The sequence below is a fragment of the Hoeflea sp. 108 genome, from assembly GCF_000372965.1.
Classification (GTDB): Bacteria; Pseudomonadota; Alphaproteobacteria; order Rhizobiales; family Rhizobiaceae; genus Aminobacter.
Window position 1 is genome coordinate 523396 of sequence record NZ_KB890024.1, and the last position, 20987, is coordinate 544382.

The following is a 20987-nucleotide window of genomic DNA, read 5'->3' on the forward strand; positions in this document are numbered from 1 at the left end:
TGACCAGCCACGAGAGGCTGGCCTCCACAAGCCCTGGTCACGGCCTAGCGCAGTTTGAGAGCCGATACGGCTGCTTCGCTGCGATGGATGTGTTCGTTCGCATCTTGCTGCCGCTGCACCAGCAGGATGAACAGGAGGTCGGTTAGCGCCAGTTGCGCATCGCGCGCGGTGATCGATGAAGAGCGAACATTATCCTCGTCGCTGACCGAATGAAGCGTGATGTCGGCGATGGCACTCAGCGGATTGTCGCGCATCGACGACATCACCACCACGGTTGCTTGTTGCCCCCGTGCGATCTCGGCTACGCGCAGCGTTTCGATGCTCACGCCTGAATGGGAGATCGCAAACAGCATGTCCCTGGGGCCCAGTGACGTGGCGCTCGCCAGTTGCACGTGGCTGTCGCTGTCATGCAGCACGTTGCGGCCGAGCTTCATCAGCTTGATGGCGAAGTCGCGCGCCACCAGCGATGAGGCGCCGACGCCGGAGAGGTGGATACGCTCCGCCCGGTCTATCATGTCGAGCACCCGCGTTACCGTTTGTTCGCTGTTGACCGACATGGTCTGCTGCATGGCCGCGAGCTTGCCCGCCACCAGCTTCTGCTGGACGGCGACGTAACCGTCTGTTCGGTCGATGCTACCGTGCACCATGCCGGGCGGGGCCTGCCATTGCTGGGCCTTGGCCTCGGAGACCGCAAGCTTCAGCTGCTGGTAGCTGGGATAGCCCAGCTTCTGCGCGAACTTGACCACGCTGGACTGGCTGCGGCCGGTCTGCTCGCCCAACGCCACAGACGAGAGGCGCAGCATCTCGTCTGGATTGTCGACGATGAACTGGCCGATCTGCCGGTCTGCCGGCGACATGGTGTCGAGCGTCGCAGTGATTTTGGTGAGAACCGACATGAAGCTCCTCGGGGCTCTCTCGTCCAGCTGACGTCAAGGAATAGAATATTCCAGTCGAGGTTGACAGCAAAGAATAATGCGATCAACTCTCTTGTCGGTCCGGCAGGTCCCGTCCGGCTGATGAACGGATTCTCTGACATGGACAAGTTGCGCATCGTCGGCGGGCAGAGGCTGCAGGGCGCGGTCGCCATATCGGGCGCCAAGAATGCGGCATTGCCGCAGATCGCGGCGTCGCTGCTGAGCCCGGAACCTCTCGAACTGACCAACCTGCCTGCAGTGAGCGATGTCGAGAACATGCTCGGGGTGATTGCCCAGCATGGCGCCGAGATCGGCCGCCAAGGCGGCTGCGTCCGTATCGATGCGAGCAAGGCGTCTTCGCGCGAGACCAGCTACGACACGGTGCGCAAGATGCGCGCCACCGTGCTGGTGCTTGGGCCGCTGCTCGCTCGCTTCGGCAAGGCCGAGGTGTCGCTGCCCGGCGGCTGCGCCATCGGCGCGCGGCCAGTCGACATGCATATCAAGGCTCTTGGGCAACTCGGCGCCGACATCGGCGTCCGCGGCGGTTCGATCGTCGCCTCCGCGCCCCAGGGGCTGACAGGGGCGCGCATCGTGCTCGGTTCGCCTTCGGTGGGCGCGACGGAAACGGCGATGATGGCGGCAACCATTGCAAACGGCGAGACGGAGATCGTCAATGCCGCGCGCGAGCCCGAGGTGATGGACCTCGCCTCCTGTCTCGCGGCCATGGGCGCCAACATTGAAGGCGCGGGCACGCATCGTATCATGGTGCAGGGCGGCACCTCGTGGCGCGCGGCCTCTCATCATACGATCCCCGACCGCATCGAGGCAGGAACCTACGCCATCGCGGCCGCCATATCAGGCGGTCAGCTCGAGCTGACCAATGCACGGTTGGAACACATGGCATCGGTCGTGCAGGTGCTGGAGGCGGCCGGGGTCAGCGTCTGGCCCGGCGATCGCGGTCTGATCGTGTCGCGCGACGGGCCGCTGACGCCGGTGGACATCACCACCGAACCTTATCCCGGCTTTCCGACCGACCTGCAGGCGCAGTTCATGGCACTGATGTGCTGTGCGCCGGGGGCGTCGCTGTTGCGCGAGACTGTGTTCGAGAACCGCTTCATGCATGTGCCGGAGTTGGTCCGGCTTGGCGCCAACATCACGCTGCAAGGCACGACGGCGCTGGTGCGCGGCGGCGTGCCGCTGCGTGGGGCGCAAGTGATGGCCACAGACCTGCGCGCCTCGGTGTCGCTGGTGCTGGCAGCGCTCGTCGCCGAGGGCGAGAGCATCGTCAATCGCGTTTACCATCTCGACCGGGGCTATGAGAGCCTCGACCGCAAGCTGCGCATGTGTGGCGCCACCATCGAGCGGCTGCCCGGATGACCAGCGCCTCCAATCCTCCCTTTTTTCTCGGCGTCGACGGCGGTGGCACTGGCTGCCGCGCGCGAATCGTCGATATGGCAGGCAATGTGCTGGGGCAGGGGCTTTCTGGCCCGGCGACGACACGGCTCGGCATCGATAACGCCTGGATATCGATGGCGCGTGCCTTCGGCGAGGCTGCCGAAGAAGCCGGATTTGGCGCTGCGGAACTGGCGCGAACCTTCGCCGGCATCGGCCTTGCGGGCATCGGCCGCAAGGGTGCGCTGGAGGCGCTGCGGCAGATCGAACACCCCTTCGCCGCCGTCGACTTTGTCAGCGACGGCATGGGGGCTTGCCTCGGCGCCCATTCGGGCAAGGATGGCGCCATCGTCATTGCCGGCACCGGCTCGATCGGCCTGGGCTTTGTCGAGGGCCGGGATCTCAGGGTCGGTGGCTACGGATTTCCCATCTCGGATGAAGGCAGTGGCGCCGATCTCGGCTTGAAGGTGGTGCAGCTTGCGCTGCGTGCCCATGACGGCCGCCACGACCGGTCCGCACTGCTGACCGAAATCATGCAGCGCTTCCACAACGACCCTATGGAAGCGGTGGCGTGGATGGACCGGGCAACGGCGACAGACTACGCCGCACTGGCGCCGACCGTCATGCGCCACGCCGACCAGGGCGACGCCGCCGGACGCCGCATCGTGCAATCCGCAGCTGAGCAGATCGATACGATTGTGCGCACCCTGTTCAGCAAGGGTGCGCCGCGCGTGACGCTTCTCGGCGGCCTGGCCAGTCCGCTCGAGCCGTGGCTCGCCCCCGATGTTCGGCGCCGTCTCAAGCCGGCCGATGGTGACGCCGTGTCCGGGGCGATCATCCTCGCCAGGCGGCTCAAGCCGCTACCTAACTGACAGGAATAATCCATTCCAAAATTTATTGACAATAGGAATAGTACATTCTAGAAAGTTAATGAAGGCCTAGGGGAACCGGCTCCACGAGGCTGTGCATTTTGAGAACCGGGCAGGTAGCGACAAGTGTCAGAACAAGCCTTGATTTCGGAACTGGGGCGTTTGGTTTCCGAGGAACGGAACCCGCGCACCATGGACATAGACCTGTTGCCGACCGTCGAGGTCCTCAGGAAGATCAACGACGAAGACAAGCTTGTCGCACACGCGGTCGAGCAGGTTATCCCCGAGATCGCCGCTGCCGTCGACCGGACCATCGCTGCCTTCCGGCAGGGCGGGCGCCTCATCTACATGGGTGCTGGCACCAGTGGCCGCATCGGCGTGCTTGACGCCTCCGAATGCCCGCCGACATTCAGCGTGCCGTCCACCATGGTGGTGGGGCTCATCGCCGGCGGTTACAGCGCGCTGCTGAAGGCGACGGAAGGGGCGGAAGACAGCCAGTCCAAGGGCGCCGAGGCGCTGGCCGAAATCGGCCTGACAGCCAAGGACGTCGTCGTCGGCATCGCGGCGAGCGGCCGCACGCCCTATGTCATCGGCGGCCTCGACTACGCCAAGAAGATCGGCGCGACGGCAGTTGCATTGTCGTGCAACCCGCAGTCCGCCATCGCTGAAATCGCCGACATCGCCATTTCACCCGTCGTCGGCCCTGAGGCGCTGACCGGCTCGACGCGCATGAAGTCGGGCACGGCAGAGAAGCTCGTTCTCAACATGCTGACCACGGCCAGCATGATCGGCATCGGCAAGACCTATGAGAACCTCATGGTCGACCTCAAGGCGTCGAACAAGAAACTCGTGGCACGCGCCGCCCGCATCGTCATGCAGGCGACCGAATGTACGCTGGAAGTGGCGCAGGCAGCGCTGGCCCAGACAGACAACGACGTGAAGCTGGCAATCCTCATCGTCATGACGGGGATGGACCTCGCCGCGGCGCGATCAGCGCTGGAGGGTTCGAAAGGCTTCTTGCGGCAAGCAATCCGGGATGCGAAGCAGGCATCCATGTGATCCGGTCGGCCATTCCGGCCGCGCCAGAGAATGAGTAACAGGGAGGATGAAATGACCAGCAAGTTCAAATATTTCCTTGGGGCAACCACGGCCGTGATGATCGGCCTGTCGGGTGTCGCAGGCCATGCCGATGCAGCGACGCTGCGGATGGCCTGGGCGCAGGACGCCACTGGACTCGACCCGCATAAGCAGACCGCGTTTTCGTCGCTGCGCCTGCTTGAGCTGATCTACGAACCGCTCGTGCGCCTCGATGCCGACCTCAAGATCGTTCCGGGCATCGCCACGTCGTGGGAGTTTTCCGCCGACGGCAAGCAGCTCACCTTCAAGCTCGACCCCAAGGCCAAGTTCCAGAACGGTGCCGCGCTGACCTCGGCCGACGTCAAGGCATCGTTCGAGCGCATCCTCGACGAGAAGACGGGTGCCGCCAACCGCGCCAACTACCTGTCGATCGAGGCCATCGAGACGCCCGATGCCGGCACCGTCGTCTTCAAGCTCAAGCAGCCCGACGCGCCGATCCTCACCGCCATGACCGACACCAACTCGTCGATCGTTCCGGCAAGCGAGATCGCTGCTGGCACCATCGGCACCCAGGCGATCGGCTCGGGTCCATTCAAGCTCGAGAAGTGGGATCCCAATTCCAAGGCGGCGCTTGTCGCCAACAAGGACTGGGCCGGTGGCGCCACCGGCGTCGACGGCATCGAGATCAGTGTTCTGCCCGACGAGACCGCGATCCTGGCTGCCATGCGCACCGGACAGGTCGATTTCGCGCTGCTCAACGATCCGCTGATTGCGACGCTGGTGCCCAAGGAGCCCAAGCTCCAGCTCAACCGCGCACCGCTGCTCGCCTACCACGTGCTTCAGCTCAATCCGGCCCGCAAGCCGATGAACGAACTGGCCGTGCGCCAGGCCATTTCCTGCGCCGTTGACCGCCAGGCTGTGCTCGATACGGCATCCCTGGGCGAAGGCAAGGTGACCGGGCCGATTACCGCACCGTTCTTTGCGTCCGACCCGAACTCGCTGTTCTGCTACAAGCAGGACGTCGAGAAGGCCAAGAAGCTGATGGCCGATGCCGGTTTTGCCGATGGCTTCAGCGCTACCGTAATCGCTGCCACCGGTGAGCCGCCGACGGCTGCCGCCGAAGCGCAGGTGCTGCAGTCGCAGCTGGCCGAGATCGGCGTCAAGCTCGACATCAAGATGATGGAGCTCAACGTCTATGTCGACACCTGGCTGAAGGGCGACTTCGACATGGCCGTGGCGCTGAATGGCGGCCGTCCCGACCCCTACACCATGTACAACCGCTACTGGACCAAGAACGGTAACCTGCAGAAGGTGTCCAACTTCGCTGACGACACGCTCGACAAGCTGCTGCAGGACGGCCGCGCCGAGACCGATCCGGAGAAGCGCAAGGTGATCTTCGCCGAGTTGGACAAGCAACTCGCCGAGAAGGCGCCGTGGATCTGGCTCTACACCGGCTACGGCTACACTGCCCAGCAGAAGAACGTGCAGGGCTTCGTGCCGATGCCGACAGGTTCGCTGGTCAGCCTCGGCAAAGCCACCGTCCAGCAGTAACCAGAGCTTCAGGCGGCGCGCTCTCCCTGTCGTCGCCTGAAGGCGGTCGCCTTCGACAAGATGGCGACCGCCCTGCAATCCGCGATCGGCTCCCAGACCGATCCAGCCGGGGAGCCGAAACGCTCCTTCAACCCCAGATGGTTCGCACGCCATGAGTTACGTGATACGTCGCCTACGGGCCTTTCCCCTGGTTCTCATCGGCGTCTCTATCATCGTCTTCATCGCCATCCGGCTCGTGCCGGGCGATTCCATCACGGCCATGCTGGGCACCGAGGCCGGCCTTTTGACCCCGCAGCAGCGGGATTCGCTTGCCGTCTATTTCGGCATCGACCAACCTTGGCCGGTCCAGTACTGGCGCTGGTTCACCGGCCTGTTCAGCGGCGACCTCGGCGTATCGGTGACCTATGGCAAACCGGTGCTGACGGTCATCCTCGAACGCTTCCCGCTGACGCTGGAACTCGCGCTGCTTGCCATGCTGATCGCGCTGTCGATCGGCGTGCCCGCCGGCGTCTTTGCCGCCACGCGCAACGAACGTCCTGCCGATCTCGGCGTGCGCATCGTCGCCATGATCGGCCAGTCGACGCCGAGCTTCGTTGTCGGCCTCGTCATCATCTACATCCTGTCGGCCGGCTTCGGCGTTCTGCCCACCATGGGCGCGTTCACCCCGATCTGGCAGAATCCATTGCAGAATCTCGGCCAGATGATCCTGCCGGCGATCACGCTTGGCTGCGCCTTCGCCTCTTCGGTCACCCGCGTCACCCGCTCTGCCATGCTCGACGTTCTCAGCGACGATTACGTCCGCACCGCCCGCAGCAAGGGCACGCCGGAGCGCCAGGTCATCTGGCGCCACGCCCTGCCCAATGCGCTGGTGCCTGTCGTCACGCTGAGCGGCATCGAGTTCGGCTACCTGCTCGGCGGCGCCGTCATCGTCGAACAGATCTACGCCTTGCCGGGCCTCGGCCGCATGGTGCTGGAAGCCATCCTGCAGCGCGACTATGCGCTGGTGCAGGGCGCCGTTCTGTTCATCGCCCTCAACTTCATGATCGTCAATCTGCTCGTCGACCTCGCCTATGCCGCGCTCGACCCCCGCATTCGCCTGGAGGGCCGTTGATGCGCATCCTGAAGTCCATTTTCTCCCATCCGAGCGGCCGCATCGGCGGCGCCATCGTGCTGGTCTACCTGCTGGTCGCTTTGCTGGGGACCGTCGGCCTGACCCCGCACGACCCACTGATGCAGTATCGGATCGACCGCCTGCACGCGCCGACGTCTTCCTACTGGATGGGCACCGACCTGTTCGGCCGTGACGTCATGAGCCGCCTGATGAAGGGCGTCGGCCAGTCCTTCACCGTTGCCTTCTTCTCCGTCGCGCTGGCAACCCTTGCCGGGACTGTGCTCGGCCTCACCGCCGCCTGGTATGGCGGGCGCTGGGACACGCTCCTTATGCGCCTCATGGACGTGCTGCTGGCCTTCCCGGCGATCCTCCTGGCGCTGCTGATCGTCACCATCATCGGCCCGGGCACCTGGACCAGCGTCGCAGCCATCAGCATCGTCTACACGCCGATCTTCACCCGTGTGGTGCGCGGACCGGCGCTGTCGCTCAAGGCGCGCGACTTCGTCGATGCCGCCCGCACTTTCGGCTCGAGCCGCAGCTACATCTTGACCCGGCACTTGCTGCTCAACCTGGTGGCGCCGCTGACCGTACAGGTGACGCTGGCGCTCGCCTGGGCGCTCTTGACCGAAGCGGGCCTGAGCTTCCTTGGCCTCGGCACCCAGCCGCCTGCCTCGTCGCTCGGCCTGATGCTGAGCGATGCCCGTAACCTGATGGAGCAGGCGCCGTGGTTGCTGGCCTTCCCGGCCGTCGCCATCATGCTTTCCATCCTCGGCTTCAACCTTCTCGGCGATGCGCTTCGCGACATCCTCGACCCCAAGACGAGGAGGGCGTGACATGGCCAATGACGTCAAGCCGATCCTTTCGGTCCACGACCTGCATGTCAGCTTCGGCCAGGGTACCGCGACCAAGGAGGTCGTGCATGGCGTCAGCTTCGACCTCGGCCTTGGCGAGGTGCTGGCGATCGTAGGCGAGAGCGGCTCGGGCAAATCCGTCACCGCGCTCTCCACCAATCGCCTGACCGACTATGCCGACGGGCGCATCACCAGCGGCAAGATCGAGCTGCTGCGCGCCAACGGCTCGGTGATGGACGTCACCGCGGCCGGCAAGCAGGAACTCGTCGGCATTCGCGGCGCCGAGATCGGCGTGATCTTCCAGGAGCCGATGACCTCGCTCAACCCGGTGCTATCAATCGGCGCCCAGATCGAGGAATCGTTCCGCCTGCATCGCGGCCTGACCGGCGCGCAGGCACGCGCCGCGGCGCGTGAAGCGCTGGAGCGGGTGCGCATTCCGGATGCCGAGCGCCGGCTGAAGGCGACGCCGAACGAACTTTCCGGTGGCATGCTCCAGCGCGTAATGATCGCCATGGCGCTGGCCTGCAATCCGCGCCTGCTGATCGCCGACGAGCCGACGACTGCGCTCGACGTCACCGTGCAGGCGCAGATCATGGCGCTGCTGGCCGAGCTCAGGCGCGAGACAGGCATGTCGATGATCTTCATCAGCCACGATATCGGCCTCGTCGCCGGCATCGCTGACCGCGTGATGGTGATGCAGGACGGCCGGATCGTCGAACAGGGCGAGCTGAGCCAGATCCTCGACAAGCCGCAGCACCCCTACACGCAGCATCTTCTGCACGCGGTGCCGCACTTCTCCAGTGGTGCCGCCGCTCGCGCCGACGGCGCACGCGAGGTCGTACCGCTACCCAAGCCGACGCTCGAGGTCGACGATCTCGTTGTACGTTTTCCGCTGAAGGGTGGCTGGTTCAGCAAGCCGGTCGGTGCGGTGCATGCCGTCGACGGTGTCGGCTTCGACCTGCTTGCGGGCGAGACGCTGGCCATCGTCGGCGAAAGCGGCTCTGGCAAGTCGACCACGGCACGCGCCGTGCTCGGACTTGTCTCACCGACACGTGGTGTCTTCTCGGTCGAAGCTCAGGCTGCAAGGCCCGGCCAGAGCAGGCTGCCGGTGCAGATGGTGTTCCAGAACCCCTATGCATCGCTCAACCCGCGACTGACCGTCGAGCAGATCCTGGCGGAGCCGGTGATAGCGACCGGTGCGCCGATCGATACGACGGTGCGCGAGCGCATGGTCACGCTGCTCAAGCGCGTCGGCCTGCCCGAGGATAGCCTGGCGCGTTATCCGCACCAGTTCTCCGGCGGCCAGCGCCAACGCCTGTGCATAGCCCGCTCGCTGATGCTCAACCCGTCGGTCGTGGTGCTTGACGAGGCGGTCTCGGCACTCGACGTGTCCGTCCAGGCGCGTGTGCTGGAGCTTCTGGTCGACCTGCAGCGCGAATATGGTCTCGCCTATCTGTTCATCTCGCACGACATGGCGGTGGTCGAACGCATCGCGCATCGTGTCGCGGTGATGTATGCCGGCCAGATCGTCGAGATCGGCGATGCGAAATCGGTGCTGTCCAACCCGCAGCACCCCTACACCAGGAAACTCATCGAGGCCGTGCCGACGATCGACCGCCGCAAGCAGCATTTCGAGCTCGACACCCGCCAGGTGCCGTCGCTTGTGCGCCCGGTCGGCTACGAGCCGCCAGCGGCGACATGGATGCAATACGGCGCCGATCACAAGGTCCGGGCCGAGGCCTGAGGGAAGCGAACATGGTCAGCGACGACATCGCCCAGCGTTTCGAGCGTGCCTTCGTCCCGCTCGAACAGGCTGTCGCCGCTGGCCGGATCCCGGGCGGCGTGCTTGGTGTCGTTGACAAGGGCGGCCAACGGTTCACCCGCGCCATCGGCCACGCGCAGCGCGTTCCCCCCGAGCGCGCGATGCACGAGAACACTTGGTTCGACCTGGCGTCGCTGACCAAGGTCATCTTCACCACACCGCGCATCCTGGCGCTGGCCGAGGCAGGCACCATCGATCTCGACGCGCCGCTGACGACCGTCTTACCCGACCTGCGCCAGTATGATCCCAATGCCTGGGAGCGGCAGGTTACCTTCCGCCAGTGCCTCGGCCACCAGACGCCGTTCCCGGCGGTCGAGCCGATCTATACCTATGGCCGCGACCCCGACCTGCTGCGGGCCTTCGTCCTGCAGCGCGAATGGCGAAAGCTCGCCGCGCCGGTCTACTCAGACATCAACTTCATCCTGCTCGGTTTTGCCTTGGAGCGCCTGTCCGGCAAGTCGATGCGCGAGATGGATGCCGGCCCGGGCTTTGCCTTTTCGGCTGATCCTGACCAATCGGCGGCGACGGAAGACTGCACCTGGCGACACCGTGTGCTGTCGGGCGAGGTCCATGACGACAATTGCTCGGCGCTTCAGGGGGCAGGGCATGCCGGCCTGTTTGGCACCGTCGGCTCGGTGCTGGACCTTGCCAGAGGACTGCTCGACGGTAGTGGCGCGTCCGAGCGTACCATCAAATTGATGCGCACGCCCCTGTCGGACAAGCGCACCCATGGTTGGGAGCATCCGTATGCCGGCTGGTCCGGCGGCGATCACTGCACCGCCGGCACCATCGGCCACACCGGCTTCACCGGTACGGGCCTCTGGATCGATTTCGATGCCGGCCGCGCCTGGACCCTGCTCACCAATCGCATCCACCCGACCCGCCATTTCGACAGCGGGATAACGGATCTGCGCCGCCTGGTCGGCGACACCATCAACGGAGCTTGAACATGAACTCTATCTGGTCGGTCGGGCTGATGACCGGAACCGTGCTCGACGGCAACATCGACGTCGCGCTGCTCAAGACCGACGGCGAGCGCATTGAGGCCTTCGGTCCCTACGCGCTCGTGCCTTACGAAGCCTCCGTCCGGCCAATGCTGGAACAGGCCCAGGCCGAAGCCCGTGTGTGGAACTTCGAGGGACCCGAGCCGGCGATCTTCGCCGAGGCAGAAGAGATGTTGACCCGCGCCCAGTCGGCTGCCGTCAGGCAGGTCGTCGAGGGCGCCGGCATGACGATGGCCGACATCGGCGTCATCGGCTTCCACGGCCAGACCGTGCTGCATCGCGGCCCGCACAAGGGCGGCTTGCGCGGCGAGACCCGCCAGCTCGGCGATGGCCAGCTGATGCAGTCGATCCTCGGCGCCAAGGTCGTCTATGACTTCCGCACTGCCGACATTCGCGCCGGCGGGCAGGGCGCGCCGTTGGCGGCCGCCTATCATGCAGCACTGCTCGGCACTGCCGGCGCAAGTGGCGACAGCGCCATCCTCAATCTCGGCGGCGTCGGCAACGTCACCTGGTGGGACGGCAAGTCCGACCTCGTCGCCTTCGACACCGGCCCGGCCAACGCGCCGATCAACGACTTCGTAAAAGTGAGGGGCCTGGGCGAGATGGACCGGGGTGGGGCGCTCGCAGCCACCGGCACCGTCGACGAGGCGAGGCTGGCGCGCCTGCTCGAACATCCCTATCTCACGGCTGCCTATCCCAAATCGCTCGACCGCTTCGATTTCACCGCAGCGATGGCCGACGGGCTGAGCAATGAGGACGGTGCTGCGACGCTTACTGCTTTCAGTGCGTCCTGCGTCGGCAAGGCGCTCGACCTTTTGCCGCAGCGTCCGAAAAAACTCTTCGTCTCCGGCGGCGGTCGCCACAACCCGACCTTCATGGCGATGTTGCGTGAGCGGGCGGGCGTCGAAGCGGTTTCAGCCGACACCATCGGCTGGCGCGGCGACGCGGTGGAGGCCGAGTGCTTCGCATTCCTGGCAGTACGTGTTCTGCGCGGGCTGCCGATCAGCTTCCCAAGCACGACGGGCGTTCCCGAGCCGATGCAGGGCGGGCGCGTCGCCGGCTGAGCGGTGGGGCCGGGGTTGAAGACACCGCCCGGACACCGGCTTGAGATGTTGGCAAAGGTCAAAGCACTGGGCAGGTCGAGGCAGCCGTGAAGATCGAAGTCACTGACACCCCATCGTCCGAAGATATCAAAGTCATCGGCAATCACCTGACTGCCTTCAATGCGAGCGACGTCGGGCCGGCCGAGAAGCAAGCATTGGCTGTACTGGTACGTGACGAGAGCGGCACCGTCATTGCCGGCATCTCCGGCTACACCGCCTGGGGCTGGCTCTATGTGCAGTGGCTGTGGGTAGACGAAAGCCTGCGCAGACAAAACGTTGCCGGACGCATGCTGGACGCGGCTGAAGCCGAAGCAGTCAAGCGGGCCTGCCACGGCGCCTACATCGACACCTTCAGTCCCATTGCGCTTAAGGTCTACCGACGCCAGGGCTACAGACCGTTTGGGGTGCTGGAAGACTTCCCCAAGGGGCGCACACGAACTTTCTTGTCGAAGGCGCTGTAACCCGTCACGGGCCTACCGATGTAGCCAGTTTCTTCGCAGTGAGGTGAGGTCGATGCCCACATCGATTCCGGGCGAATGGATACTGGACGCAGGCCGCCAAGCTTAATGCCGCCAAGGATTTCAGTCCCAGCAGTTCAGAGCCAATCACATCTCTCGGCATACTAAACAACAGTCACAACAAACCTTGTCGTCAACGGCGACGTTGGCGGCAGCATCGAGCGCGTTGCGAAGCCGGTAACTCAAGGCTTGGCAAGTGGGTTTGCCGTTCAGGTGAATTCCGATCCGGTAGCGACCGTGAGTCGAGAGGAAGCCTCCACCATGGTCTCCGTCGCGACAGACAAAGCGCTTCTCGAAAATGAAAGTGAAATCTGGCTGACCGCCACGAAGCCTAGAAGGCGAAGCCAAGTGGACTTTCAGTGACGGACGTAGGCCCTTTACGGCCTCGGTGCTGGCCCCAACCTTTCTGGAGCGAGTGAAGGCGGGCAGCGAGAGGTTCGGCAAAGGTGACAGCCTCCTAGTGCGTCTCAAGGCAAAACAGTCTCGGCGCGGGACGCGTCTACGAACCCAATACGAGGTCACCGAGGTCCTCCGGCACGAGCGGCTTCAAGCTTCGGGCCAAGGCTCTTTCTTGTGACCGATGGGTGCACTCACAGTTGATTTTGGGACACAAGGCTGGGACCGGGCCAAGCCGCAGGTCCTGCTAAGTATCTAGTATTGCTGGCTTTGTTGAGTCAGAAATTAGCTGGCGGAGAGAGCGGGATTCGAACCCGCGATACGGTTCCCCGTATACACACTTTCCAGGCGTGCGCCTTCAACCACTCGGCCACCTCTCCGCATCGCTCGCTTTGCGCCGGCCGGTTTCGCCGGGCAGGTTGGGAGTGCGTGCATCTCCTGGGGCGTGGCTTGCGGCCGCTGGGGCCGGCAATCGGGATGCAGTCAACCTGCCTGCACCTTCCGCCTGCGGCCGAATACAATCGCTTGCACTCCGCCGCGGGGCTCATCTAGTCGATCCCGCGACGCTTGCCAAGCGGTTGCGTTGCAAAACTTGCCGGCGAATTGGCCTTGCCGGCAAAATAGGCCGGGATAGTCGCTCCTGCGCCAGGGATTTCGGCGTCCGCATGCCTGCATTCGCGCTCTCTGAGCCTCCGGCTGTGCCGCTCCGCCCGGTTCGCCCATGGATCGGCGTCACGAGCGTTGTCCGGTTCGCTGCCCATCTTGCCAGCGGCCGCTGACCTGCGCAGACTGACAGCGGAACGGCGAGATTGCGGGGACAAGAATGTCTGATGAAGGCGGCGACGGTCGTGCAGGCGACAGGAGCATGTTGGGCTGGCTGCCTGTTGTGTGGCTCTGCCTTGTCATGGCGCTTGCCGCGCGCGGCATCGACGGCAGTCTTGCCAGCGTCTGGAGCTATTCGTTCCCAGGCTCGGTGCGTGTCTTCATCTACGGCTCGATGGCGATCGGTGCCGTAACCATTGCCTGGGGTCTCTATCTGCTCTGGCTCGTCTATCAGCGCTCGCCAGACTTCGCCCGCCGGTTCAAGCTTTGGCAGGGAGCGGTCATCGCAGCGCTGGTGCTGAAGCAGCTTTATGTGGTGGTCGCACCCGAGTTCGGCTTCAGCCTGACAGCGCTTGCCTGGACCCTGGGCGAGATCGTCATCGGCGCGGCAATGATCGTGCTTGTCAGGCGCGAGCTGCTGCCTCGCACCGCCGGCCTCGCGGCATCGGCCGCGCCGCAGCCGGGGCAGGGTGGTGCGACGCAACCGCAGCCGGCCCATCCGAAACCCGCCTTGTCGGTGGTGGCCTCCATCGGTCTTGTCCTGCTCGGTGTTGTGCTCGGCGGCGCCCTTGGTCTTGCGACGGGGCTGGGCGGCGGGCAGCTCTATGCCTCGGCAACAGACATAAGCTGCTTCGAGGGCGGCTGCGGCTATTTCGTTGTCTTCATGGGCCTCGCCGGCATTGTCGTCGGCGCCATATCGGGCGGCATCTTTGCGCTGTGGCGTGTTCTGGGCCGTCGCTCGAGGCAGCCGGCATAGGTCATTTGCCTGTCAATTCAGGGTGCCGGCGATTGCCTGCGCCGGCGCCAAGCCCTATTTCTTGTCCCGAAACCGATAATCAGGGCCTTTCATGATCCGCTTCGTGTTCCGTCTCGCCGCCGCGATCGCACTTTCGGTGGCTGTCATCATGGCGGTGCTCGACGCCACCCGCACGGTTGCCGTCTCCAGGCTGGTGATGACGCCGCTCGACACCAGCTGGTCGACCGCGTCGCCCAGCACGCTGGCCGCCACCGAAGCCTTCGTTCGCGACAAGGCGAGCGCTGCACTCTGGGACACCGTGATCATGCCCGTTCTCAATCTGCCAGGCTTCGCGGTCTTCGCCGTGCTCGCCTTCCTGTTGTATGCCATAGGCCACAGGCGGCGCCCGGGGCGCTTCACCGCGGAAGTCTGACGGCCCCACCGCTACCGGCAGCCGGCGAAGGGAGAATGGACATGTTTTTCCTCAGCGACATGCTGAACAAGAAGCTCAAGATGCCGGCACCCTCCGAGGCGCTGCGCGGCCGTGACCGGCCGATACCGACCGCCTCCAGGCACCATGTGTCCAAGCGCCCGCTCAAAGGCCCTTATCCCGAGGGGATCGAACAGGCGATGTTTGGTCTCGGCTGCTTCTGGGGTGCCGAGCGGCTGTTCTGGCAGACCCCAGGCGTCTGGGTGACGGCGGTGGGTTATGCCGGCGGCATCACCCCCAATCCGACCTATCAGGAGACCTGTACCGGCCTCACCGGCCATGCCGAGGTCGTGCTTGTGGTGTTCGATCCCACGCAGGTTGCCTATGCCGGCCTGCTCAAGATCTTCTGGGAAGCCCACGATCCGACCCAGGGCATGCGTCAGGGCAACGATATCGGCACCACCTATCGCTCTGTCATCTACACCTTCGGCGCCGCCCAGCAGGAGGCTGCGCGCGCGTCGCGCGATGCCTATGATGCAGCCCTCCGGCAGGCAGGCCGGGAAAGGATCACCACCGAGATCGAGCCGGCGCCCAGTTTCTACTTCGCCGAGGAGGATCACCAGCAGTACCTGGCCAAGAATCCCCATGGCTATTGCGGCCTGAAGGGCACCGGCGTCGCCTGCGCCATCCCGCAGGACGCACCGGCCTGAACGCCCGTTTTACGGGGGCTTTACGAGGCCACAGCATTTTTCCAAAAGGTCAAGATTCTGCGTGAATTTTGTCTTGGCCCATGCAAGATATGGCCATGCGCGGGGGGATGGTCCTCGCCATGTTGCCGCGCGCTGCCCGAGGAACGGTGCGTGCGGTGATCGGAAAAAAAGACAACCGACAGGGTGTGGATCACATGAAACGTATCGTTCTTGGCCTTCTGGCGGCCACCGCCATGTGCCTTCCGGCGCTTGCGGCCGATATCCAGCCGGCGCTGCTCTATGATCTCGGCGGCAAGTTCGACAAGTCGTTCAACGAAGCGTCCTTCAACGGCGCAGAAAAGTTCAAGGCCGAGACCGGCATCTCCTATGTCGAGTTCGAGGTGTCCAACGCCTCGCAGCGCGAGCAGGCGCTTCGCCGCTTCGCCGAAGACGGCCGCAACCCGATCGTCATGGCCGGCTTCGCCTGGTCGGAAGCGCTTGAGAAGGTCGCAGCCGATTATCCGGACCTGAAGTTCGCCATCATCGACATGGTCGTGGACAAGCCGAACATCCGTTCGGTCGTGTTCAAGGAAAATGAAGGCTCCTACCTCGTCGGCGTCCTGGCTGCGCACGCTTCGCAGTCCAAGAAGGTCGGCTTCATCGGCGGCATGGACATTCCGCTGATCCGCAAGTTCGGCTGCGGTTATGTCGGCGGCGCCAAGGCTGCGGGCGCGACCGAAGTGATCCAGAACATGACCGGCGACACGCCTGCTGCCTGGAACGACCCGACCAAGGGCGGCGAAATCGCCAAGACCCAGATCTCGCAGGGCGCTGACGTGATCTACGCCGCGGCCGGCGGCACTGGCGTTGGCGTGCTCCAGGCTGCCGCCGACGGCGGCAAGCTCGGCATCGGCGTCGATTCCAACCAGAACGGCCTGCACCCGGGCAAGGTCCTGACCTCGATGCTCAAGCGCGTCGACACCGCCGTCTACAACGCCTTCATGGACGTCAAGAACGACAAGTTCGCCGGCGGCGTGAACAATCTCGGCCTCAAGGAAGGCGGCGTCGACTACGCGCTCGACGACAACAACAAGGCACTCATCACCGACGAGATGAAGGCCGCTGTCGAGAAGGCCAAGGCCGACATCATCGCCGGCACCGTCCAGGTCCACGACTACACCTCGGACGACAAGTGCCCCTATTGATCGGCTGAAGACCTCAATGCGAACCACCAGGCCCGTGCCTGGTGGTTCGTTTCATTCAGGGGGTCTGCAAGCAGGTAGGACAACGCGATGGCTAAGGTCACCGGCATAGGCGGTTTCTTCTTTCGGGCAAGGGATCCTCAGGCGCTCGCCGCCTGGTACGAGAAGCATCTCGGCATCCTCGACATCGCAAGGGAAGTCTGGAAGCAGGAGGCCGGTCCGACCATCTTCGCGCCGTTCAAGCAGGACACTGACTATTTCGGGCGTGCTGAGCAGCAATGGTTGGTCAATCTGCGCGTCGACGACCTCGACGGCATGATGGCCGAACTCAAGGCAGCGGGAATCTCAGTCGAGACGCGGGCCGAATGGGATTCTGAGGTCGGGCGCTTCTGCCGCATCCACGATCCCGAGGGCAACCCGATCGAACTGTGGCAGCCGTCTGACCATGCCGGGCTGGCGTGAGCGTTGGTGGTGGGTTCTACCAGTGGGGAGGCTTGGTCACCGGTGTGTCGGGCGCGGAGCTTTCCTCGAGCGCGAGGAAGCGTTCGGCCAGCGCGTCGAGCTTCTTCTGCATCCGGTCGATCACGGTCCATTGTTGGGCGATCTGGCCGGAAAGCTCCTCGATCAGGTGCTCCTGCTCCGCATTGCGGATTTCGAGCGTCGTCAGCCGGTCCTCGGGTGTGGTCATGGTCTTTCCTTTTCGGTCCGCAGCAAACGGCAACTGCTCGAAATTGAGCACCCGTCGTTCGTTTGTCGAGGGCGCAAAAGCGAGCCGATTGGCAGGGCAGGATGGGCGTGCTAGCTCTTCCGACAAGCTATAACAAGAACATAAGAACGTGAGTGGGACGGTCGTATGGCGGAAGCTGCTATCGAGCTGATCGGTATCAACAAGAGTTTCGGCGCGGTTCGCGCCAACCGTGACATCGCCCTGGAGGTTCCGCGCGGCACCATCCATGGCATCATCGGCGAAAACGGTGCCGGCAAGTCGACGCTGATGTCGATCCTCTACGGTTTCTACCAGGCCGACAGCGGCGAGATCCGCGTCAACGGCAAGACGGCCTCGATCAAGACCCCGAACGACGCCATCGCCGCCGGCATCGGCATGGTTCACCAGCATTTCATGCTGGTCGAGAATTTCTCGGTGCTGGAAAACGTCATCCTCGGCGCCGAAGGCGAGGCCCTGCTCAACAAGTCGATCTCAAAGGCGCGCTCCGAGCTGCGCCGGCTGGAGCAGGAATATGGCCTCGAGGTCAACCCGGACGCGATCATCGAGGAACTGCCCGTCGGCCTGCAGCAGCGTGTCGAAATCCTCAAGGCGCTCTATCGCGGCGCCGAAATCCTGATCCTCGACGAGCCGACCGGCGTGCTCACCCCGGCCGAAGCCGACCACCTGTTCCGCATCCTCAGGCAGCTCAAGGACCAGGGCAAGACGGTCGTGCTGATCACGCACAAGCTGCGCGAGATCATGGCCATCACCGACAACGTCTCGGTCATGCGCCAGGGCACGATGGTTGCCACCCGCAAGACCAGCGAGACGACAGTAGAAGAGCTGGCCGAGCTGATGGTCGGCCGTCGTGTGCTCTTGCGCGTCGAGAAGGGCGAGGCCAATCCCGGCGACGTCAAGCTCCTGGTCAAGAACCTGACCGTCAAGGATTCGCGCGGCGTCACCATGGTCGACGACGTCTCCTTCGACGTCCGCGCCGGCGAGATCGTCGGCATCGCCGGCGTTGCCGGCAACGGCCAGTCGGAGCTGATGGAGGCGATCTCGGGCATCCGCAAGGCGGTGTCGGGCACCGTGCTGCTCGACAACAGGCCGATCGACGTGACCGGCAATGCCGACCCGGCCGATCTGCGTGACCGCGGCCTGGCCCATGTGCCCGAGGACCGACACCATGTCGGCCTGGTTCTCGCTTTCGAGGAAAGCGAGAACTCGATCCTCGGCTATCACGACAAGCCGCAATATCTGAAGGGCCCGTTCCTCAACCTCGACGCCATCCAGAAGGACGCGCAGGAAAAGATCGAGAAATACGACATCCGCCCCGCCAACACGCGCCTCAAGACGGCCAACTTCTCCGGCGGCAACCAGCAGAAGATCGTGCTCGCGCGCGAGATCGAGCAGGATCCGGGCGTGCTCGTCGTCGGCCAGCCGACGCGCGGCGTCGATGTCGGCGCCATCGAATTCATTCACAAGCGCCTGATCGCCATGCGCGACCAGGGCAAGGCCGTGCTTCTTGTCTCAGTCGAGCTCGACGAGATTCGGTCGCTCTCGGACCGCATCCTGGTGATGTTTGCCGGCCGCGTCGTCGGCGAGCGCGGGCCGGACGCGAGCGAAGGCGAACTGGGGCTTCTCATGGCAGGCGTCGAACACAAGGAGGCCGCCGAATGAGCACGCCTTACGCAAAACTTCCGGCCTGGGCCGATTACGGGCTCATTCCGCTGATCAACCTGCTGGTCGCCTTCATCGTTGCAGGCCTTGTGGTGCTGCTCGTCGGTGAAAATCCGTTCCGCGCCGCCGCCATCCTCGTCGATGGCGCCTTCGGCAGCGGCCAGGGGCTCGCCTACACGCTGTATTACGCCACCAACTTCATCTTCACCGGCCTTGCCGTTGCCGTCGCCTTCCATTGCGGCCTGTTCAACATCGGCGGCGAGGGCCAGGCCTATATCGCCGGCCTCGGCATCGCCATCGTCGCCCTTTCCTTCGACAGCGTGCTGCCGTGGTGGCTGACCTTCCCGCTGGCGATCGTCGCCTCGGCCCTTGTCGGCGCGCTCTGGGCGCTGATCCCGGCCTATCTGCAAGCCAAGCGCGGCTCCCACATCGTCATCACCACCATCATGTTCAATTTCATCGCGGCTAGCGTGATGGTCTACATGCTGGTCAACGTGCTGAAGCCGGTCGGCGCCATGGCGCCACAGACCCGCCAGTTCCTTGAGGGCGCGCAACTGCCCAAGCTCGGCTGGCTGCTGGCCGAATTCGGCCTCAAGGTCCGCCCGTCGGCGCCGCTCAACATCTCGTTCCTGCTGGCGCTGGTCATGGCCTTCCTGGTCTGGGTGCTGATCTGGCGCACCAAGCTCGGCTACGAGATCCGCACCATGGGCTTCAGCCCGAAGGCGGCGCGTTATGCCGGCATCTCGGCCTCCCGTATCACCATCATCACCATGCTGATCTCGGGCGCGCTCGCCGGCATGATGGCGCTCAACCCCATCCTCGGCGACCAGCACAACGTGCCGCTCGACTTCGTCAGCGGCGCAGGCTTCGTCGGCATCGCGGTGGCGCTGATGGGCCGATCGCACCCCGCCGGCATCGTGCCCGCCGCCATCCTGTTCGGCATGCTCTACCAGGGCGGGGCCGAACTCTCCTTCGAGATGCCCAACATCAGCCGCGACATGATCGTCATCATCCAGGGCCTGGTCATCCTCTTTGCCGGCGCGCTCGAACATATGTTCCGTCCGGCCATCCAGGGCATCTTCGCCAGCTTCAGTCCGAGATCCGTCGGCATTGCCGCCGCGAAAGGGGAGCGTGCCTGACATGGAATTCATCGACACGCTCATCAATGTCCTGAACTCGACGGTTCGCCTGTCGGTTCCGCTGCTGCTCGCCTGCCTGGCCGGCCTCTATTCCGAACGTGCCGGCGTCTTCGACATCGGTCTCGAGGGCAAGATGCTCGCCGGCGCATTTGCCGGCGCTGCCGCCGCCGCCGTCTACGATTCCGCCTGGATCGGCCTTTCGGTCGCGGTTCTCGTCTCCATCGGCATGTCGCTGGTCCATGGCTTCGCCTCGATTACCCATCGCGGCAATCAGATCGTGTCGGGCGTGGCGATCAACTTCATCGCCGCCGGCTCCACCATCATCCTCGGCCAGGCCTGGTTCCAGCAGGGCGGCCGCACCCCCTCGCTCGAGCCGGAGGCGCGCTTCGGCGCCATCGACCTGCCGGGCGCCGATGCGCTCCGCGACGTGCCCGTCATCGGCCAGATCTATTCGGGCCTGCTCTCGGGGCACTCGCTGCTCACCTACGTCGCCTTCCTCGCCGTGCCCTTCACCTGGTGGGTGCTGTTCCGCACACGCTTCGGCCTGCGCCTGCGCGCCGTCGGCGAAAACCCGGCTGCGGTCGACACGGCCGGCATCTCGGTCGCCTGGCTGCGCTACCGCGCCGTCATCTGCACCGGCATCCTCACCGGTCTCGCCGGCTCCTACATGGCGCTCGCCCAGAATGCCGGTTTCGTCAAGGACATGACCGCCGGCCGCGGCTACATTGCGCTCGCCGCTCTCATCTTCGCCAAGTGGAAGCCGGTGCCGGCGATGTTTGCCTGCCTGCTGTTCGGCTTCCTCGACGCGCTGTCGATCCGCCTGCAGGGCACGCCGCTGCCGGTCATCGGCAAGGTGCCCGTGCAGTTCATGCAGGCGTTGCCGTACGTTCTCACCGTCATCCTGCTTGCCGGCTTTATCGGCAAAGCCATCCCGCCGCGCGCCGGCGGCGTGCCTTACGTGAAGGAGCGGTGAGT

At 64.5% G+C, this 20987-nt stretch carries 20 protein-coding genes and 1 tRNA gene; 18 read left to right on the forward strand and 3 right to left on the reverse strand.

Translation table 11 applies throughout. From position 1 onward, the window contains the following. Window positions 1-44: 44 nt before the first annotated feature. Window positions 45-896, reverse strand: coding sequence for a MurR/RpiR family transcriptional regulator (locus tag B015_RS0102525; protein WP_018426083.1), 852 nt, complete (start codon window positions 894-896; stop codon window positions 45-47). A gap of 138 nt (window positions 897-1034) precedes the next feature. Between B015_RS0102525 and murA the strand changes: the two genes are divergently transcribed. The 10 genes from murA (at window position 1035) to B015_RS0102575 (ending at window position 12155) form a co-directional block, all read left to right on the forward strand. Then, window positions 1035-2291: a UDP-N-acetylglucosamine 1-carboxyvinyltransferase gene (murA, locus tag B015_RS0102530; protein ID WP_018426084.1), complete on the forward strand. Its 1257-nt coding sequence runs from the start codon at window positions 1035-1037 to the stop codon at window positions 2289-2291. Continuing rightward, window positions 2288-3178: an N-acetylglucosamine kinase gene (locus B015_RS0102535; RefSeq protein WP_018426085.1), complete on the forward strand. Its 891-nt coding sequence runs from the start codon at window positions 2288-2290 to the stop codon at window positions 3176-3178. Before murA ends, B015_RS0102535 begins: the two co-directional genes overlap by 4 nt. A gap of 123 nt (window positions 3179-3301) precedes the next feature. Continuing rightward, window positions 3302-4234: an N-acetylmuramic acid 6-phosphate etherase gene (gene murQ / locus B015_RS0102540; RefSeq protein WP_026226813.1), complete on the forward strand. Its 933-nt coding sequence runs from the start codon at window positions 3302-3304 to the stop codon at window positions 4232-4234. A gap of 51 nt (window positions 4235-4285) precedes the next feature. Then, a complete protein-coding gene (locus B015_RS0102545) occupies window positions 4286-5803 on the forward strand; it encodes an ABC transporter substrate-binding protein (protein WP_018426087.1) in 1518 nt (505 codons plus the stop codon). Between the two features lie 151 nt (window positions 5804-5954). Next, window positions 5955-6914 (forward strand): ABC transporter permease, encoded by a 960-nt coding sequence (locus B015_RS0102550; protein WP_018426088.1) that lies wholly within the window; start codon window positions 5955-5957, stop codon window positions 6912-6914. Then, window positions 6914-7747, forward strand: a complete 834-nt coding sequence (locus B015_RS0102555; protein WP_018426089.1) for an ABC transporter permease — start codon at window positions 6914-6916, stop codon at window positions 7745-7747. Before B015_RS0102550 ends, B015_RS0102555 begins: the two co-directional genes overlap by 1 nt. 1 nt (window position 7748) lies before the next feature. Beyond that, on the forward strand, window positions 7749-9509 hold the full coding sequence (locus tag B015_RS0102560) for an ABC transporter ATP-binding protein (RefSeq protein ID WP_018426090.1): 1761 nt from the start codon (window positions 7749-7751) through the stop codon (window positions 9507-9509). An 11-nt stretch (window positions 9510-9520) separates the two neighbouring features. After that, a complete protein-coding gene (locus tag B015_RS0102565) occupies window positions 9521-10534 on the forward strand; it encodes a serine hydrolase (RefSeq protein ID WP_018426091.1) in 1014 nt (337 codons plus the stop codon). 2 nt (window positions 10535-10536) lie between these two features. Continuing rightward, window positions 10537-11655, forward strand: coding sequence for an anhydro-N-acetylmuramic acid kinase (locus tag B015_RS0102570; protein ID WP_018426092.1), 1119 nt, complete (start codon window positions 10537-10539; stop codon window positions 11653-11655). A gap of 86 nt (window positions 11656-11741) precedes the next feature. Beyond that, entirely contained in the window at window positions 11742-12155 is a 414-nt protein-coding gene (locus B015_RS0102575) for a GNAT family N-acetyltransferase (protein WP_018426093.1), read from the forward strand. A 743-nt stretch (window positions 12156-12898) separates the two neighbouring features. Here B015_RS0102575 and B015_RS0102580 read toward each other — a convergent pair. After that, window positions 12899-12988 (reverse strand) — tRNA-Ser (locus B015_RS0102580). Window positions 12989-13431: 443 nt separating this feature from the next. On the opposite strand from B015_RS0102580, the gene B015_RS30305 reads away from it, so the two are divergent. The 5 genes from B015_RS30305 to B015_RS0102605 all read left to right on the forward strand — a co-directional run bounded on the left by B015_RS30305 (window position 13432) and on the right by B015_RS0102605 (window position 16949). Continuing rightward, a complete protein-coding gene (locus tag B015_RS30305) occupies window positions 13432-14187 on the forward strand; it encodes a hypothetical protein (RefSeq protein WP_018426094.1) in 756 nt (251 codons plus the stop codon). Between the two features lie 91 nt (window positions 14188-14278). After that, complete coding sequence (locus B015_RS0102590; protein WP_018426095.1) at window positions 14279-14599, forward strand: hypothetical protein; 321 nt, start codon at window positions 14279-14281, stop codon at window positions 14597-14599. 41 nt (window positions 14600-14640) lie between these two features. Then, on the forward strand, window positions 14641-15306 hold the full coding sequence (gene msrA, locus B015_RS0102595; RefSeq protein ID WP_026226814.1) for a peptide-methionine (S)-S-oxide reductase MsrA: 666 nt from the start codon (window positions 14641-14643) through the stop codon (window positions 15304-15306). A 194-nt stretch (window positions 15307-15500) separates the two neighbouring features. Beyond that, window positions 15501-16490 (forward strand): BMP family ABC transporter substrate-binding protein, encoded by a 990-nt coding sequence (locus tag B015_RS0102600; RefSeq protein WP_026226815.1) that lies wholly within the window; start codon window positions 15501-15503, stop codon window positions 16488-16490. Between the two features lie 87 nt (window positions 16491-16577). Next, window positions 16578-16949, forward strand: a complete 372-nt coding sequence (locus B015_RS0102605) for a VOC family protein (protein ID WP_018426098.1) — start codon at window positions 16578-16580, stop codon at window positions 16947-16949. 16 nt (window positions 16950-16965) lie between these two features. On the opposite strand, the gene B015_RS0102610 is transcribed toward B015_RS0102605, so the two are convergent. Next, window positions 16966-17175, reverse strand: a complete 210-nt coding sequence (locus tag B015_RS0102610; RefSeq protein WP_026226816.1) for a SlyX family protein — start codon at window positions 17173-17175, stop codon at window positions 16966-16968. A gap of 165 nt (window positions 17176-17340) precedes the next feature. Between B015_RS0102610 and B015_RS0102615 the strand changes: the two genes are divergently transcribed. Genes B015_RS0102615 through B015_RS0102625 form a run of 3 tightly spaced genes read left to right on the forward strand, consistent with a single transcriptional unit; the run spans window position 17341 to window position 20985 of the window. Next, a complete protein-coding gene (locus B015_RS0102615; RefSeq protein WP_018426100.1) occupies window positions 17341-18873 on the forward strand; it encodes an ABC transporter ATP-binding protein in 1533 nt (510 codons plus the stop codon). Next, a complete protein-coding gene (locus B015_RS0102620; RefSeq protein ID WP_018426101.1) occupies window positions 18870-20012 on the forward strand; it encodes an ABC transporter permease in 1143 nt (380 codons plus the stop codon). Before B015_RS0102615 ends, B015_RS0102620 begins: the two co-directional genes overlap by 4 nt. A gap of 1 nt (window position 20013) precedes the next feature. Further along, window positions 20014-20985 carry an ABC transporter permease gene (locus B015_RS0102625; RefSeq protein WP_018426102.1) on the forward strand — a complete coding sequence of 324 codons (972 nt, stop codon included), beginning with the start codon at window positions 20014-20016 and terminating at the stop codon, window positions 20983-20985. The last annotated feature ends 2 nt before the right edge of the window (window positions 20986-20987 follow it).

Bases quoted from the DNA above. Each gene is read 5' to 3' on its own strand.
- msrA (WP_026226814.1), top strand. From the start codon at position 14,641: ATGTTTTTCCTCAGCGACATGCTGAACAAGAAGCTCAAGATGCCGGCA.
- B015_RS0102555 (WP_018426089.1), top strand. From the start codon at position 6,914: ATGCGCATCCTGAAGTCCATTTTCTCCCATCCGAGCGGCCGCATCGGC.
- B015_RS0102535 (WP_018426085.1), top strand. From the start codon at position 2,288: ATGACCAGCGCCTCCAATCCTCCCTTTTTTCTCGGCGTCGACGGCGGT.
- B015_RS30305 (WP_018426094.1), top strand. From the start codon at position 13,432: ATGTCTGATGAAGGCGGCGACGGTCGTGCAGGCGACAGGAGCATGTTG.
- B015_RS0102600 (WP_026226815.1), top strand. From the start codon at position 15,501: ATGAAACGTATCGTTCTTGGCCTTCTGGCGGCCACCGCCATGTGCCTT.
- murA (WP_018426084.1), top strand. From the start codon at position 1,035: ATGGACAAGTTGCGCATCGTCGGCGGGCAGAGGCTGCAGGGCGCGGTC.
- B015_RS0102590 (WP_018426095.1), top strand. From the start codon at position 14,279: ATGATCCGCTTCGTGTTCCGTCTCGCCGCCGCGATCGCACTTTCGGTG.
- B015_RS0102625 (WP_018426102.1), top strand. From the start codon at position 20,014: ATGGAATTCATCGACACGCTCATCAATGTCCTGAACTCGACGGTTCGC.
- B015_RS0102605 (WP_018426098.1), top strand. From the start codon at position 16,578: ATGGCTAAGGTCACCGGCATAGGCGGTTTCTTCTTTCGGGCAAGGGAT.
- B015_RS0102560 (WP_018426090.1), top strand. From the start codon at position 7,749: ATGGCCAATGACGTCAAGCCGATCCTTTCGGTCCACGACCTGCATGTC.
- B015_RS0102525 (WP_018426083.1), bottom strand. From the start codon at position 896: ATGTCGGTTCTCACCAAAATCACTGCGACGCTCGACACCATGTCGCCG.
- B015_RS0102565 (WP_018426091.1), top strand. From the start codon at position 9,521: ATGGTCAGCGACGACATCGCCCAGCGTTTCGAGCGTGCCTTCGTCCCG.
- B015_RS0102570 (WP_018426092.1), top strand. From the start codon at position 10,537: ATGAACTCTATCTGGTCGGTCGGGCTGATGACCGGAACCGTGCTCGAC.
- B015_RS0102545 (WP_018426087.1), top strand. From the start codon at position 4,286: ATGACCAGCAAGTTCAAATATTTCCTTGGGGCAACCACGGCCGTGATG.
- B015_RS0102610 (WP_026226816.1), bottom strand. From the start codon at position 17,175: ATGACCACACCCGAGGACCGGCTGACGACGCTCGAAATCCGCAATGCG.
- B015_RS0102620 (WP_018426101.1), top strand. From the start codon at position 18,870: ATGAGCACGCCTTACGCAAAACTTCCGGCCTGGGCCGATTACGGGCTC.
- B015_RS0102550 (WP_018426088.1), top strand. From the start codon at position 5,955: ATGAGTTACGTGATACGTCGCCTACGGGCCTTTCCCCTGGTTCTCATC.
- B015_RS0102615 (WP_018426100.1), top strand. From the start codon at position 17,341: ATGGCGGAAGCTGCTATCGAGCTGATCGGTATCAACAAGAGTTTCGGC.